Genomic DNA, 16,583 nt, shown 5'->3' on the forward strand with positions numbered 1-16,583 from the left:
GTCATTTGTCATTAGTGAATAACAAAGGACAAATGACTAATGACAGATGATAAATGATAAAGGACAAAAATATATGGTAAATGCTGCTCAAGCACGTCAGACAAAAGAGCGATTCGCCCAACCGGAGGAACAACTTACTTATGAGTTGGGGAAGGCGGTACAGGAATTACCGCCCCTGTACACGAGATTATTAGCAGGAACGATGAGCGCCATCGTATTTGGGGCGATCGCTTGGGCGTACTTCTCGCAAATAGATGAAGTAGCAACAGCACCGGGGGAATTAATTGCTTCTACACAGGTAAGACCGGTGACATCTTTGGGTGGAGGCTCGATTGTTGCTGTTAAAGTGCAAGAAGGCGATCGCGTCACTAAAGGTCAAGTTCTGATTCAAAAAGATCCAGACTTGCAAGTAACCGATGTTTCCCGCCTAGCTAAATCTAGCAGATTGATTCAAGACGATTTACAACGTTTGGATGCAGAACGCGTTGGAGGCAAAACTGCTGGGACGAAACTGCAAGATGAACTTTTAAGTTCCCGCCTGCAAGACTTCCAAGCGCGTCAAGCAGCAGCAGAAGCAGAAGCAAATCGCCAAATAGCACTCATCGATCAAGCTAAAGTCCGCTTGAGCAGGTTACAAGATAACTTAGTTAATGCTAAAAGCAGCTTTGCGAATGCTCAAACCAACCTTGTCAATGCAGATAGCATCCGAATTAAAATTGAAAGTAATTTAGCCCTTGCTCAAGAAAGGGAAAAAAGCCTACGTACTCTAATTACTCCTGGCGCTGTGCCTCGTGTCGATTACCTGGATGCCCAAGAAAGATTAACTCGTGCAAAGACAGAAATCACTAGATCGCAAGATGAAGTCATCAACGCCCAGAATAGAATCACAGAGGCTCAAGATAAAGTCACATCATTAGAAAAAGATATTGCTGCTCAAGTCCAGGAAATTCGCCAAGCAGAACAAGCTTACAACGCTGCACGCAGTCAGGCCCAGCGTGTAGCATCAGAACGCCAAAGCGAAATTTTGACGCAGTTTAATAAGCGTAAAGAAGAACTGACAACTGTACAAGGTCAATTAGAGCAGGCAAGGAAGCAACAAGCTTTAGAAACGATTGAGGCTCCTGTAGCCGGTACAATCTATAAAGTCAAAGCCACTAAGGGGCCAGTACAATCGGGTGAAGAATTGCTGTCAATTTTGCCGGAAGGGGAAGAAATGCTTCTAGAAGTAAAAGTTCTCAACCGCGATATTGGGTTTATTCGTCAAGGAATGAAGGCAAAAGTGAAAATGGCGACTTTTCCCTTCCAAGAATTTGGGATTGTGGATGGTGAAGTTACGCAAGTCAGTCCAAATGCAATTGCTGATAAAGAATTAGGTTTAGTTTTTCCGACGAGAATTAAGCTAAATAAACACTCAGTAAACGTCCGGGGTCAAGAAGTAGAATTTACACCAGGGATGGCTGCTACAGGTGAAATTGTTACTCGTAAAAAGTCAATTTTGACATTCATTACTGAACCTGTGACGCGGCGATTCAGCGAGGCATTTTCTGTTAGGTAGAAAAGTCTGTTAGATTAGCAAAAAGTAAGGGTTTAGTATTGTTCAGTAGTGTCAACTTAAGCTCAAACTCCTTTTCATAACCTCGTTTCCAGCCTCTGGCTGGAAATGCAACTCAAAAGCGGCTCTGCCGCAAGTCTTGAGGCTCCGCCTCAACGACGAACATCCCCAGTCGGAGACTGGGAACGAGACAACCGAGACAATATCTAAAAGCTTGTTCTCGGCTGGCTTTCACGTTAAGTTGACACCAATGAAACCCTACATTTATTCACTAATGATGAGCAAGTTAATTCTCTTAACCGAGAAGTATTGAACTTAACTGCAAATCGCTATAATTTTCAAGCTATACCCAAAAATTTTCTATACTGATCTATTTGTTTTTGCATTCCCTCTAGTAGTTTGACAAAATCTGGATTATTCTCATCCTGATTGCTATTTACATTGATACTGCCCAGAATATTCTCATAATTTTGAAATTGCGACCATAATTCTGGATTTGTTGATATGTTATTACCTTCGGTTGATATCAGATATTTTGTGGTTTCTGTAATTGCCTGACCAATTACAGGGTTAAAATCAGAATTATTCCAACTAGCGATATTTTCTGGTGTTAGATATCTTGTGTATTCTGTAATTCCCTGACCGATTAAAGAGCCAAAATTGGAATTATTAAAACTAACGATATTTTCTGGTGTTAGATATCTTGTGGTTTCTGTAATTCCCTGACCGATTAGAGAGCCAAAATTGGAACTATTAAAACTAGAGTTTGTCGTTTGTGTGTTATTTCCTGCGGTTTCTGCAATCACTTGACTCGCTAGAGAACTGACATGAGAAATATTAAAACTAGAGTTTGTCGTTTGTGTGTTACTTCCTGCGGTTTCTGCAATTACTTGACTTGCTAGAGAACTGACATGAGAAATATTAAAACTAGAGCTTGTAGTTTGTGTACTATTTTCTGCGGTTTCTGTGACAATCTGACGTACTTGGGCATCAGTCAGGTTAGGGTTAGCACTAAGCATCAGGGCAACGATACCAGCAACGTGGGGAGCAGCCATAGATGTGCCGCTATAAGTTGCATACTGATTATTCGGAACTGATGAATAAATCTTGACTCCGGGAGCTGTGACGTAAGCGATTGGATTTGTTCCAGAGCGGTTAGAGAAATCGGCCAAATTGTTATTCTTATCTACTGCCCCAACGGCAATTCCCGACTTGGATGCATAGCGGGCGGGATATTCTGGTGATGAGCCACCATCATTACCTGCTGCCATGACAACAATCACTCCTTTACTGCTGGCATAGTCAATGGCTGACTCTAGAGTGCGATTAGAAGATGAGCCTCCTAAACTGAGGTTAATCACATTAGCTCCATTATCCACAGCGTAGCGAATACCTTTAGATATGGAACTATAGGAACCAGAGCCAGAGCTATCTAAAGCTTTGACAGGCATAATCTTGGCATCGTAGGCAATACCAGTGACACCGTAGTTATTATTTTCTCCTGCGATCGTGCCGGAAACATGAGTACCATGACCGTTGTCATCTAAGGTGTTGTTGTTTTGATCGGCAAAGTTCCAGCCATAAGTATCATCAACATAGCCGTTGCCATCATCATCTATACCGTTACCCGCAATTTCCTTGCTATTCGTCCCCAGATATTATTTTTTAAATCCTCGTGATTGTAGTCAACTCCAGTATCTACAACAGCGACAACAACGCCTTTACCTGTGTATCCATGTGCCCAAACTTCCGGTGCTTTAACCAGGTCTGCTCCCCAATTATTGCCACCGAGATCGGGAACATCAGCAAAGGTATTTTGACCAATAGCTCTAGCCACTGCTGCTGCTCCATTAATCAAGCCATAGCCATTAGTAGAGTTATAATTTTGAGCGTTAAAAGTATTAGCAGTAGCGTTATTGCTATTTTCGGAGTCACCGTTATTTAATAACCGCACATCAGCATCGGCTGAGTTATAGCTACTATGTCTGCTGAAGTTAAGGCTGTAGTCATCCTTCGTATTAAAGCTATCTAATGAGGAGATTGAAGTGACATTGAGCCGTTTATTTGACAACACATTGTTATTAACATCATCAATGCTCATAAATTTTTTTCTCAAAGATAGCAATCTTTTTTTGACAGATTGAAGCGTTAAAACCTTTCAAAAAAAGGTTTTAATGTGTGAAAAAACTCCATTGTCAAAAATTACTATGGAATTTCATAACAAATTGCTAAATTTACTACCAAAAAACATTTTAAAAAAAGTGGGTTTTCTTAAGAGTTAATTAATCAAGTCGATTTTAAATTATTGCTAGTTAACTAGTCGAAATTGGTGCAATATAAAAATTGCATTATATTTCTGAAATTAGAGTTTCCAGAAATTTTTAACGTGAGTTCGACAAGCCCTTTTTTGACCTCTCCCCCAACCCCTCTCCGTGTCGGAGAGGAGAGCCAAAACCCTAATTTCTCGTTACTCCTCCCTTTCCCCGTGGGGGAGGCAGAGGTTCATCGAACTCACGTATTTTTAATGCACTACCTTAACTGTGTCATGACAGTACGGTGCGTTACGCTCCGTTAATACAGCTATTTTTATACCTTAAAAAGAATTGTTTCTAGTTCCCTTACCAGTGAGCCAATAATACCAATTCTCTAAAATGAGGCAACACATTCAAACCCCGAAAGCCTTGCCATATTTGACTTTATTAATTACGAATTACGAATTATGAATTGGTATAAGACAACAAATACCTGATTTAAAAGCACACCATTCCCATCACACCTTACGAGTATTGGATTTAGGATTAATCATCTAATGTGTCTTGCGCCTGTGTATCCGGCTTGTGCTTTTTAATATTTTTTTGGCGCTTATCTTGTTTCCATCTTCCTGTTTTGCGTGCTGCTTCTGTCAGGAGATACTCAATTTGAGCATTAACGCTCCTTAATTCGTCAGAAGACCATTTTTCCAGCACTTCGTATAACTCAAGGTCTAAACGCAGTAAAAACCGTTTTTTTTGGCTCATGTCTTAGGCGTAAAGGCTGCCAGTGTTAATCACTGGTTGGATGTTCTGTTCTGAGGTTAGGACAACCAGCAGATTGTTAATCATAGCGGCTTTACGTTCATCATCCAAGTCAATCATTTGTTGTTCACTGATCCGTTTTAGTGCTTCATCAACCATTCCTACTGCACTATCAACAATTTGCCGCCGTGCATCAATCATTGCTTTGGCTTGTTGACGACGCAACATCATTTGAGCAATTTCTGGAGCATACGCAAGATGAGAAAGTTTCGCTTCTAATACTTCAACTCCTGCAACTTCCAGTCTCGCTTGCAATTCTTTTTGGAGGAAAAGCGCGATTTCATCAGGTACTGCACGTAACGAAGGAATTGATTGTTCATCAGGCGCGTCATAAGGATAGCGGATTGCTAGGGCGCGTATTGCTGTTTCACTCTGGATGGCAACAAATTGCTCGTAGTCATCAACCGCAAATCTAGACTTGGCTGATTCTACTACTTGCCACACTACCACGGCTGCAATCTCTATCGGGCTGCCTTGAGCATCGTTTACTTTCAATATTTTGCTGTTAAAGTTGCGAACCCGTAAAGATACCTGGCGTTTATTGGTTAAAGGGTTAGTCCACCAAAACCCTGCTTCTTTGACAGTACCAACATAACTCCCTAAAAAGACTAGTACTATTGCTTGATTCGGCTCAACTGTAAACAAACCCGACAGTGAAGGAATTACTACTACGATCAGTGTCGCTCCCAACCATGCACCTATTTCTGCTAAATCGCCAAAGTCTTCGATTTTAAGACTTCTGCCTAATACTTCTATTAATCCCTGTATTGTTGTCCAAACCTGCCAACTGCCAAAAATTGCTAAAGCTAGGATTATGCTCAAAGCTATGAAGCCATTGACTTTAAACGCTGGAAATTCCTCGATTGGCTGCTTCATTATCTATTTCTGTAATTTGTTCCTTGCTATTAAAATGATATCATTATAATAACAAAAAAGTAGCAATTGACTAAGTATTAGCTGTTTTCGATTGTGTAGAATACAGCTAGTAGGGGCGTATAAATGTCGCCCATATAACCGATTCATGTCTTGCAAAGATTTTTGTCAATAGTATAAGATTTGGGCAAAGTAAGAAAGCCAGACCATTACCAAACAGCAAAACGCTCTCTAGGATTGAGAGCGCTTTTAGTTGAATTATTGAGGTTAAATATGGGTTGGCTGCTTATCCAAGAAGTGTTTTAAAAGCTGAACTACTAAAGGTAATGTTAAATCTAGACTTGGCATCACTAGATATTTGCTTGCTGTCGTTGATATAGTGACCAGTACAAACCCTTTTGTTGCAACAATTGTGAGTGAGTACCACGTTCGGCAATCACGCCTTGCTCCAATACCAAAATCAAGTCAGCACGTTTAAGGGGTGCAAAGCGGTGAGCAATCAGAAACACGGTACGGTTGGTGGAAATTTTTTGCAGATTTTGCAGCACTTGTTGTTCTGTTTCACTATCCAAGGCGCTAGTAGCTTCATCCAAAACTAAAATCGGCGCTTGGGAAAGAAATAGCCTTGCTAGAGCAATACGTTGTCTCTGTCCCACCAGATAAAGCTGTACCGCGTTCGCCAACATTGGTTTCGTAACCGTATGGTAATTGACTAATGAAGTCGTGTGCCACGGCTAATCTTGCCGCTTCTACTACTTGCTCTGCGGTAATGTCAGGACTACCGAGAGTGATATTTTCCAAAATAGAACCGTTAAATAAAAAGTCTTCTTGGAGAACTACACTAACTTGTTGCCTGAGTGAGGCTAAATCGGCACTTTTTATATCAAAACCATCAATCAGGATGCGTCCTGATTCAATTTGATAGAGGCGTTGTAATAGTTTAGACAGGGTACTTTTCCCAGAACCGCTACGTCCGACAATGCCAACAAACTGCCCTGGTTCGGCACTGAAAGAGATTCCCCGCAGAATTGCGTCAAAGTTCGGGCGGTAGCGGAAAAATACTTGCTCGAAGGTGATTTGTCCTTTCAGGGGTGGCAAAACTAAGCCAGTTCCCAGTTCAGCTTCGGGGGAAACGTTGAGAATATCACCAATGCGATCTACAGAAAGTAGCACTTGTTGAAGGTTTTGCCACAACTGTACTAAGCGCAAAAGCGGGCCTGTAACTCTACCAGACAGCATTTGAAATGCAACAAGCTGTCCAATTGTGAGTTTTTGTTCGATGACTAACTTGGCTCCATACCAAAGAATCAGCATCGTGGAAAAATTCGTGAGAAAGTCACCAATGTTGCTGCTGATATTGGAGGTGGTAGAAGCTTTAAAGCCAGTGCGAATGAAGCGGGCAAATAAGCCTTCCCAGCGATCGCGGGCTACTGGTTCGGCTGCATGGGCTTTAACGGAGTGAATCCCCGTCACTGTCTCCACTAGAAATGATTGACTATCAGCACTCCGGTTAAAAGTTTCGTTGAGCCAGTTACGCAGAATTGGTGTTGCAACTATCGTCAATGTAGCAAACAACGGCAGTACTGCTAAGGCAACAAAGGTAAGTGGGATATTATAGTAAAACATCAATGCCAGGTAGACCACAGCAAAGATGCTATCTAGAATTACAGTTAATGCTGTACCTGTGAGAAACTGACGAATTTGTTCGAGTTCCTGGACTCTTGCTACTGTGTCTCCGACGCGGCGCGACTCAAAATAAGCTAATGGCAGACGCATCAGATGGCGAAATAGCTGCGCTGATAAACTCAAATCCAGACGGCGAGCTGTATGGGTAAAGATGAATAGGCGCAGAATACCCAGTACGGATTCAAATATGGCTACGCATAAAAGTGCCAGCGCCATCACATCGAGAGTTGGCAAACTCCCCTGCACCATCACTTTATCAATGACGACTTGGGTAATTAACGGTGTTGTTAACCCCAAAAGCTGCAAGGTAAAAGATGCTAACAATACTTCTGTGAGCAATCCTTTATACTTCCAAACTGCTGGGGTAAACCAACTAAGGTTAAATTTTTCTTGCTGGGATATTAGTTCTACTTGCCACAATTGTCCATCCCAAGACGCCTCAACTATGGACTGCGGCAAGCTTTCACAAGTCCGTTCGGGATTTAGAGGATTAGCGATAATTAAGCGATCGCCTTTAACTCCATAAGCCACCACCCAGGATGGACTCTGGGGTGAGTCAGAATTCCACAGCAATAAAGCTGGAAATGACAACTGTCGCAACTCACTCCAACTCACTTGTAAGCGCCGCAACACTAACCCTAACTTTTCTGCTGCTTCCACAACCTGTTTTGGGCGTTGTCCTCTGAGTTGACGCTGCACCCATTCCAGTTGCACAGAATTTTCTAACTGTTGCGCCACCATTGTTAAACACGCAGCAGCGGTATTCCAACTGGCAACAAACGGATAAATTGCAGTGATTAAATTGGCGGCTGGGAGTCCTTTTTGGGGTTGGAGGCTGTGGGGGCTGGAAGTCCCGTTTGAGCCTGAAGTTACTGAAGGAGTGCTAGAGAAGGAAAATGTCTCTCTTTGTCCCTCCATCTCTACTGGTAACGCTTGCCAAAATTCCTGAATTTGTGGATGAGAAAATTCTGCCCACAGCGCAGTATCCCAATAAACTACTATCACTTCTTTACTAGCAGCTACAGCTTTAAAATCCGCAGACAGCTTTTGGAAGTCGCCAAACCAATCCCCTACATCTAGGGCGGCTATTGGTTTGCCAACGCCCTCTTCTCGCAAGCGGACTTTTCCAGCCACAATTAAAAATTGATAGCCACCGACATCGTTTGACCAGATTTTTTCTCCAAGACGATACTGGCGGGTTTGGCACTCATTTTCCAATCGGGATTGTTGTTCGGGAGTCAGCCAGGATAGCGGTGGCTGATTCCAAGGCAAAGAAGCTAGCACTTTTAATCGTAAAGATTCATTATCCAGAATTTTTAACTCACTTGTAACTTGACTGTCAGTTTTTGAATTTTCTCTGCTAGCCATTTTTCAAACAACTCATTTTGTAGTGCTTGCTGTAGTTGAGTATCTTCTAAAGACGCTGGTAGAAATTGTTCTACTCGAAACAAACCATAAGGCCCTTCTCCTTGGGGAGAGTCTTTGCCAACGATTTCTATTGGTCCGATCAATTGTCCAGGACTGGCCACATCAATAGCTGCCCGTAATATATCCGGCATACTACCTCGGCTGACGATTCCCATCATGCCATTCACAATTCGATCGTCTGAAAGGGAATACTCTTTAGCTAGTTGCTCAAAACTACCTCCTTCTTCAATTTGGGTTTGGAGTTCGTCTGCCAATTCTCGATTATCAACAACAATCCGGGAAAGTACCACCCGATCCAAAAAAATCTTGCGTTCAATAAAATATTCTGGGAGTTTTGTTTGTGTGACTACAGCTTTCAGTTTTTCTAACTTGTAACCAAAAGCAACCGATGTGTGAAAATTAGCATAATCTGTATTATTTGTCTTTAACCATTCTTGAAAACTTTGGGGGTCAGTAAGTTGATTTTTCAGCCGAAAGTCAATAATTGCCTGTTCAGTTATTGCGGTACCAATTTCAATATCATCTCGTGTTCGGATTTCTTCCTCAATTACGTACTGCCGGAGAATATCCCCAATGAATTGTCCCAATTTTCCAGAAGCTTGCAAGTATTTTACTGCTTGCTCTATAGAAATTATTTGGTCATTAATTGTCAAAAATGATAAAGATTCCATGAACTAATTATGTGAAAATTGTTAAACACTTATAGTACTTTTAAATTCAATCATATAGAAATCATCTAGTCATTTATAGATAAAAATGATAAAGATTCCATGAACTAATTACATCTAAATGGTCAAAAAATTATATAACTAGTAAATAAAATAATTTGCCACGATCGTTTTTACAGTCTAGTGGGGACAAAATCAGGATTGAAAATATTAGTGGTGGCGCAGTAGCAAGGCAAATTAGTTATTTTCTACCAATGCTCTTCAAAAGTGCTGAGTGGGGAATCTGGGACTGGTAACGGGCTAAATGCCCCGCTATCAGCTAACAGAGTTGTTTTGCTCAATGCCCCACTTAAACGAGTAATGGTAATTGTTTATTCTCGCCAGTCTAGTTAATGAAAGTTATCCATGTCCAAGCAAGTAGCACAGATGCGATCGCACCGATTAATGTATTAAAAATATTTACTACTTCATTGGTCAGCCAGGTATACTTAGATTGCAGTGTTGCGCCAATCACACTTTCTAGGTTAGTAGCAATAAATGCTGCCAGCACACACCAAGCGACTCCCCATAGATCGATTAAGCCAACTCCCCAACCCACAAGTGCGATCGCCACAGAAGCCACAATCCCGGCTAAAGTTCCCTCCAAGCTTACCGCTCCTTCTGTACCGCGAGGTACTGGTTGGAGTGTGGTAATCAAAAAGGTGCTTTTACCATAAGCTTTACCGACTTCGCTGGCAGTGGTGTCAGCTAGCTTGGTACTGAAACTCGCTACATAGGCTAGCAATAATAGAGACAGGGGATTGGGGATTACCGACTGGGTAGTAGGTACGAGGAATCCTGAATTTATTATTCCTACTCCCAAAGCACACAGCGCCCCAGTCAAAGCCGAACCCCAGACATTTTCTGGGCCTCTTGCCCCAGAACGCTTTTCGGCAATTCCTTCTGCTTCCTTCTGCGCCATCCCGATGCGGGTAACGCCAGAACCAACCAAAAAATAGAACATTACTACTGCATATCCTTGCCAGCCTAGAGTTACCCAAATTAAGATGGCCAGGAACCAGGCGTGGAATAATCCAGCAGGGGTAAGTAGCTTTTTGGGAGCAATCCAAGCTAAACCCAATAAAATTGTGTTTAATACTACTGCTACTAACCAGGGATTTACAGAATCTATTGAGGATGACATCAGCAATTAATCATGAGTAATTTTGTCTGAATATCAACAGAATAACGAATTTGTGATGCTTAGTACTTTATTTTTGCAACCTCTCTAGATAAAGTAATATGTTTGTATTATTCACTAAATTGCGTAGGCATCATTCTGAAAGCTGAGTCTCAAACCATCAATGATGTCTTAGATATACGCTGCAATGATTAAACAAAATGCAAAACTTCTTTTGAGTTAGGTAGACTCTTCTCCATAGCCGCAGAGTAAAGTGGCAAAAGTATTACTTATTCCCCAATCTTAGTAATAAGGATAAAGAATATAAGTTAATGTCAATAAAAACTGTGTCCAAGTTAACCACAATCAAAACTTAATAGCATAAATTGTAGATAGCAGAAATTACTAGTATTTTTCAGATTAAGTTATGAGCCAAACTTTATTCCATCTAGCTTTCCCTGTAACTGACATTGCCCAAACAAAAGCATATTATGTAGATGGTTTGGGCTGCATTCCCGGTCGTGAAAACCACCACGCCCTGATACTCAATCTCTACGGTCATCAATTAGTAGCTCATGTCACAAAAGAACCTTTGGCACCGCAACAAACTATCTATCCCAGACATTTTGGGTTAATTTTTACCCAAGAACGTGACTGGCAAGACTTACTACAAAGGGCACAACAACAACAGCTGCTTTTTCGTGAAGAAACCAAAAATCGCTTTGTGGGTTCTCCTCTTGAGCATCGCACTTTCTTTTTAGAAGATCCCTTTTATAATCTCATGGAGTTCAAGTATTATCGTCACCCAGAGGCGATTTTTGGGAGTTACGAACATACGCAAATTGGGGATAGGGCTTAGGAATTAAAAATTAAAAATTAAAAATTAAAAATCAAAGAGATGCAAGTAGAACAAGCATTCTAGCTACTGACTGGATTTTTTATTCAGCAAGGGTAACTGAATAGGCTTTGCTAAAGCTGTTGTGACTACTCTTAAACTCCTGGGATCTGTCAGCATCCAAGGGTGTAGAGTAACTGGTACTATTACTTGGCTGCCTACGGGCATTTGTGAACTATTTGCTGGGACAATCATTAAATCATAAGGTGTCCAGATAGATGTAAAATCTAGCTGCCCCAACATTACAGCATCAGAATTTAAATCTTTGAGAAAAATGCTGTCGGGGCGCATTTGTAGGCAACCAGGACGGCGAGAACCATAAGCTACCACAGTTCCATGATGGGGCGAAGAGATGGTAATAAACCGCTGCACGCGGTTAATTCCTCCCAATCGCTGAACATAGTAACGGCTGACAATTCCTCCCATACTGAAGCCTACTAAATCTAGGCGTTGTTCTGGTGCAAAGGTCGTTGTAACATAATCTGCTACTTGTTTTGCCAATTCATCAAGACCCACATCACCATTACTAGGTAAGAGATTCAGGGAATATACAGACCAGCCCTGTAGTCTTAATTGAGCCGCCATTTTATGGAAAACTGCTTCTGTGTCGTCAATGCCATGTATTAACAAAACGGGATTGCGTTGTTGATTTTCAATGTTCATTTACAAAATCTAACTAAGATTCAGGGGTGTATTTAACTTTTGTAGACACATACTGCTCTACAAACTGAAGCTATTGTTTTTCGGATTCTTTAAAAGTTATTGTGGCAAACAAAACTAAAATGCTTCCAAAGAGAATTTGTATAAAGTTTTACAAATTAATCAGTTCGTTTGCCAATAGGCTATGACACTCTTTCGACTGGGTGGAGCAAACTGCTTATTTAACTTCAATTGGGTATTTACCAAACAAAGAAATGTTAATTATTGTAAAGCTTGCTTTCAGAATCTTGCTCTTAGCTACAGTAAAATTTAATAATTAGTTCTTGGTGCGTGCAGGTTGCAAATGCTTGCAATAGAACATTTGCCCTGTGGTTTTACTACAATGTTAATTAAGTACAAACCTATAAGGGTTGTCACCAGAACGGGGTGATGCCAAATAGATAATGTAACATTTTGTCGTAATTTTTAACAATTACGGTCGAGTTCAAAATATAAAAGGTAAAAGGCAGGAGTAATTGTAATGGATTTTATCAAAAAGTTAATTTCGGGTATTCAGGGTTTTTTTGGTGGGATTCTGGGTTTTGTTACTGGATTGTTACCGGGGAAAAAAAGCAACGGCTATTTCTTAGAATTGGACGAAGCCAAAGATGCTGCCAAAGATGCTGCTAAAGAGGTAGCATCGAACGCGAAGAAAGTAGCAGATACAGTTACATCGACAGTTGCATCGAATGCTAAGAAAGTAGCAGAGACAATTTCATCAGAAGCACCAACTCCATCTAAACCAGATTCATTGAATGGAACAAAAACTGCTGCGACTAAGGCTAAGACTAAGGAAAAATCAGCTAAAAATCCCAAACCAGCTGATGTTACGCTAGTTCAGACTGCTGAGGGTCTGAAAGTTGAACCGGGCAAAAAGGAAAAAGCTGCAGCAGCCAAAGTTCTGAAAGAGGAGCCAAAAGAAACAACCTTTGCACCAAAATATCTGGCTCCTTCGGCTACTAGCTCTAATGGTCGTCGTCGTCCAGGAGCGAATATGAGTGCTTATCTAGATATGGCACGTCAGATTAAAACACCTAAATAATTCATAGAGACCGTAAATTTACGGTCTCTATAGATTAAGTGTGAAGATGCAAGGTTAAGATAACTTTGCCAGTTGTAGATGAGGAAACTCTCCAAAGTAAGAGCGATCGCTTAATTTTCTCCACTACAACTGGATCTTTTAGGGTGGAGATTTCTTCATCCAAAACTACCCGTTCTACCCGACCTTTATTGACGGTGAACTCAAAGACGATTTCACCACTGAAGCCTGAAGGAAAGTTTAGTTGCTGAAGGTGTCGGGTTAGATCGGTAATTTCTGTATTATCCAAGCCAGTGATGCTGATGACCTCTAACTGATGGTTGATGGCTGCGTCTAATATTTCATCTTGTTCCATCTCCTCGAAATCAAAGCTCAAAGATATCTCGACTTCTTTGGGTGCTGGAGATTGTAGCGATCGCTTTTGCCGAAGAAAATCTGGAGCTGGTGCTGATAAGGTTAAGAATTCCATTTGAGGTGCAAAACCACCAGCCGGGGCATTGCCAAACACTCCTTCGTAACTAACTGCTTCCGGCATTTCCACTGGTACTTGCATAGACAAGTATTCGCTTCCTGGTTCAACCCGCACGTCATCGCTGACAGCTACAAACGCGGTGTATTGAGAAAGCAGTTGATAAGTTAAGGCTGTTTCTGTAACTGCTTCTACACTAGCTTTAGTTTCAAAACTCACCATTTGATTCATCAAATCTTTGATCCGAGCGCGTCCCCACAACTGCGCCACAGCAAGATTTCCTGTTTCCTCAAATTTGAGGTTAAACGTTTTTTCATAATGCTTACCGCCCGCAGCAATGCCGGAGATTTGCAGATTACCACTGTTTCTATCTTGTTTGCGACCAAACAAAACTAATGGTTGTTCACAAAATAAATCAGGCGCTACCTTTGGATAAATCACAGGCGATTCTGCGTCACCTTGCCAAAATATTTGAATATTCGTGAGTACAGGATTGTTAATTTGCCTGTAAAACTTTTCGGCAACTTCTTCCGTGGGTTCATCATGACGGATAATTCTAGATATTCCCCGGCCAATTTCGGCGATGCGATTTAGTAAAAAACGGTTGACTGAACTACCAGCACCGAAACTATAAAGGCGATTTGCTGGTTGGAGATGCTGTTGTACTTCTGCTAAAATCTCATTTTCGTTACCGATATAGCCATCTGTTAAGAGTACAACGCTGCGTAATCTTCCGACTGGTGTAGGGAAATTTATAGCTGTACGAATGCCACTGAGCATTTCTGTGCTGCCATCAGCTTGTAAATTGTTAATGTAAGCGATCGCTTTGGCACGATTTTCTGGTGTATTCGGCAGAGGTGTTGGCGATAACTGCCTGACTCTATCGGAAAAATCGATAATTGTGAAAGTATCGTTGGGATTTAACCCATTGATAAATCGCCGCATTAACTCTTGACACTTTTGCAACGGATCGCCAGATTGGGAACCGGAAGTATCCATCAAAAATACGACATCTTTGGGGACAATCTCATCAGTAGAATATTCCAAAGCTGGAATCAGATATATGGCGAAATGTCCGCCGCGATCGTCGGCTTGGGTTAATACTGTAGATTGAGTTTCTTTACCAGAAACTTGATAGTGGAGAATTAAATCTTTGTTGGGAATTGTATCTTCTCCAGCTAATTGAATCCGTACAATTTGACCTGAGTGTTCAATTTTTAATTGATGGGAAGGAGAACGTACTTCAGAAATTGGTAAACCCGCATCAATTTCTACTGTGACATTAATATTGTGACGCGAGCGCGTTCCTTCTAAGACTACAGGCGGTGTAATGCGGGAAGCATCAGGAACCCTGTCTGTGTCCCCGCTACCATCTATTGGCGTTCCGGGAATATATCTTGGCCCTACTACCATCGGGAAAACAAATTCGTAGTTTCCCGCCTCAAATTTTAAACTTTCGGTGTAACGAATTGTGACATCAATTTGTTCGCCAGGTTTGATGTTAGCTAGAGATTGGGTAAAAATGTTGTCTCGTTCCTGTTCTAAAAGTCCGGCGGTGCGTCCTTCTTGTTTGGCCTTTTCATAGATTTGTTGTGCTTCTTCACGTTTTTTAATATTACCTTTGATAATGCGATCGCCTATTTTGATTTCCATGTCATCCACAGCTGCCTCATCAGGTAACGGAAAGATATAGACTGCTTCTAAAGGCTGCGTGAAGGGATTTTCAAAGCTTTGGATGACATCAACTCGTGACAAGTTACCTGCAATTTTTGCTAGAACTTCTGTATGCTTGAGTGGAAAAACTAGTTGCTCTCCTTGAGGCGATTGAACGTACAAACCCCCTAGCTGTTGGTTTTTAGCACTTACTATATTCATAGAACACTCCTATTTGATTTGTGAACTTACTTTTTAAAGTAGGTAATAAGTAACTTAATTACGAATTACGAGTTACGAATTATGAATTAATTATTTAACAAACACCAGACCACTATACAAATGAAAAGCTGAATCCCAATTAGTCTGTTCCCTACGAAACAGCTCGATGTGAGACTTGATATGACTCAATATTTCTGTTTGATCTAATGTTGTATCTGCAAAAGACGTGAAATCTGACCAGATTTTGACTTGAGGTAGTTGCTGGTCAATCCAACTTGATAAAGTATTCCAATTAATTCTGATTGTATTTTGGCTAGCTTGAGGAATAATTTTTAACCCTTGTTGAAATTCATAGCCGTTATCATAAAGTCGGAGAATGGAACGTCTACCAGGTATGTGTAAATCACAAAACTGAGCATAGTCTTGTGTTTGAGTTTTCCATTCCAGTTTACGGCGGGCATCAACATCTACAACTTGTTCAAAAATGGGCAAAAGTCCTACTACTCTTGCTGTGACTTCTGACCAGTCAAAAGTGAGAGAACCAAGTTGATTGACTTCGTTTCGGCAAACAACAGTAGCTTGTGGGGTAGATGTTTGGAAATGTTTGACTTGATAAACTTGAATTTGCTGAATTTGCGCTATTGTTGCCCAAAAGCAAGGAATACCAGCCTGCTGTAGCTGTTTCCCATAAAATTTTAGTTCTCCTACTTGACCAGTGCGGTACAATCTCCAGCCACGACTTGGCAGTACCAGCCTTGCAGTATAGGGGTCTAGCTGCATAATCTGAGCAAATTTTCGAGATGCTTCTGTTTTCATCTCGGTACTGAGTGGCTCTAAAACTAGTACGCCAAGTTCAGTGTTATTTGGTTCAGATTTTGCTTGGGAAATAGCTCTTTGTCTTTGTTCTAGTTCAATTTCTTGTAGCCGTCGCAAACCTTCACGTGCGAGCGTTACTATTTTGGCATTCCTTGTATCTCGCAGCAGTTGCCGATAAATTTTTTCTGCATCTTGGCGCTTTTGAGATACTTCATTTAGCCGACCGAGATAATATTGTACCCAAGGATTTTCGGGTGATTCTTTTTGCAGCTGTTTGAGTAATTTAGCTGCTGTCTGATAGTCTTTATGCTCAAAGGCGATCGCAACTTGCTCAATCATCACTTACTTTA

The 16,583-nt window shown here is 41.2% G+C and carries 12 protein-coding genes and 1 pseudogene; 3 read left to right on the forward strand and 10 right to left on the reverse strand.

Annotated features, from left to right (window positions below; all coding sequences use genetic code 11):
* Window positions 1–46 precede the first annotated feature (46 nt).
* Complete coding sequence (locus NSTCB13_RS22900) at window positions 47–1,555, forward strand: HlyD family efflux transporter periplasmic adaptor subunit (RefSeq protein ID WP_445630638.1); 1,509 nt, start codon at window positions 47–49, stop codon at window positions 1,553–1,555.
* A 935-nt stretch (window positions 1,556–2,490) separates the two neighbouring features.
* Here the strand turns inward: NSTCB13_RS22900 and NSTCB13_RS22905 are convergent.
* The 7 genes and pseudogenes from NSTCB13_RS22905 to NSTCB13_RS22935 all read right to left on the reverse strand — a co-directional run.
* A pseudogene (locus NSTCB13_RS22905) lies at window positions 2,491–3,653 on the reverse strand (S8 family peptidase); the annotation flags it as partial.
* A 697-nt stretch (window positions 3,654–4,350) separates the two neighbouring features.
* Entirely contained in the window at window positions 4,351–4,569 is a 219-nt protein-coding gene (locus NSTCB13_RS22910) for a hypothetical protein (protein WP_445630636.1), read from the reverse strand.
* A 3-nt stretch (window positions 4,570–4,572) separates the two neighbouring features.
* Window positions 4,573–5,502 (reverse strand): SPFH domain-containing protein, encoded by a 930-nt coding sequence (locus tag NSTCB13_RS22915; RefSeq protein ID WP_445630635.1) that lies wholly within the window; start codon window positions 5,500–5,502, stop codon window positions 4,573–4,575.
* Window positions 5,503–5,849: 347 nt separating this feature from the next.
* Window positions 5,850–6,185, reverse strand: coding sequence for an ATP-binding cassette domain-containing protein (locus NSTCB13_RS22920; RefSeq protein ID WP_448273909.1), 336 nt, complete (start codon window positions 6,183–6,185; stop codon window positions 5,850–5,852).
* Window positions 6,085–8,553: an ABC transporter transmembrane domain-containing protein gene (locus tag NSTCB13_RS22925; protein WP_448273910.1), complete on the reverse strand. Its 2,469-nt coding sequence runs from the start codon at window positions 8,551–8,553 to the stop codon at window positions 6,085–6,087. Before NSTCB13_RS22925 ends, NSTCB13_RS22920 begins: the two co-directional genes overlap by 101 nt.
* Window positions 8,502–9,284: a peptidylprolyl isomerase gene (locus tag NSTCB13_RS22930; RefSeq protein ID WP_445630633.1), complete on the reverse strand. Its 783-nt coding sequence runs from the start codon at window positions 9,282–9,284 to the stop codon at window positions 8,502–8,504. Before NSTCB13_RS22930 ends, NSTCB13_RS22925 begins: the two co-directional genes overlap by 52 nt.
* Window positions 9,285–9,666: 382 nt before the next feature.
* Entirely contained in the window at window positions 9,667–10,464 is a 798-nt protein-coding gene (locus NSTCB13_RS22935) for a TIGR00297 family protein (RefSeq protein WP_448273911.1), read from the reverse strand.
* A 403-nt stretch (window positions 10,465–10,867) separates the two neighbouring features.
* Between NSTCB13_RS22935 and NSTCB13_RS22940 the strand changes: the two genes are divergently transcribed.
* Entirely contained in the window at window positions 10,868–11,299 is a 432-nt protein-coding gene (locus tag NSTCB13_RS22940) for a VOC family protein (protein ID WP_445630631.1), read from the forward strand.
* A 63-nt stretch (window positions 11,300–11,362) separates the two neighbouring features.
* On the opposite strand, the gene NSTCB13_RS22945 is transcribed toward NSTCB13_RS22940, so the two are convergent.
* Complete coding sequence (locus tag NSTCB13_RS22945) at window positions 11,363–11,998, reverse strand: esterase/lipase family protein (RefSeq protein ID WP_448273912.1); 636 nt, start codon at window positions 11,996–11,998, stop codon at window positions 11,363–11,365.
* A gap of 517 nt (window positions 11,999–12,515) precedes the next feature.
* Between NSTCB13_RS22945 and NSTCB13_RS22950 the strand changes: the two genes are divergently transcribed.
* On the forward strand, window positions 12,516–13,076 hold the full coding sequence (locus NSTCB13_RS22950) for a hypothetical protein (RefSeq protein WP_448273913.1): 561 nt from the start codon (window positions 12,516–12,518) through the stop codon (window positions 13,074–13,076).
* A gap of 34 nt (window positions 13,077–13,110) precedes the next feature.
* Here NSTCB13_RS22950 and NSTCB13_RS22955 read toward each other — a convergent pair whose 3' ends face one another.
* Together NSTCB13_RS22955 and NSTCB13_RS22960 are read right to left on the reverse strand one after the other, a co-directional pair.
* A complete protein-coding gene (locus NSTCB13_RS22955) occupies window positions 13,111–15,417 on the reverse strand; it encodes a VIT domain-containing protein (RefSeq protein WP_448273914.1) in 2,307 nt (768 codons plus the stop codon).
* 90 nt (window positions 15,418–15,507) lie between these two features.
* Window positions 15,508–16,572 (reverse strand): tetratricopeptide repeat protein, encoded by a 1,065-nt coding sequence (locus NSTCB13_RS22960; protein ID WP_445630627.1) that lies wholly within the window; start codon window positions 16,570–16,572, stop codon window positions 15,508–15,510.
* Window positions 16,573–16,583 lie beyond the last annotated feature (11 nt).

The organism is Nostoc sp. DSM 114160 (genome assembly GCF_053470305.1).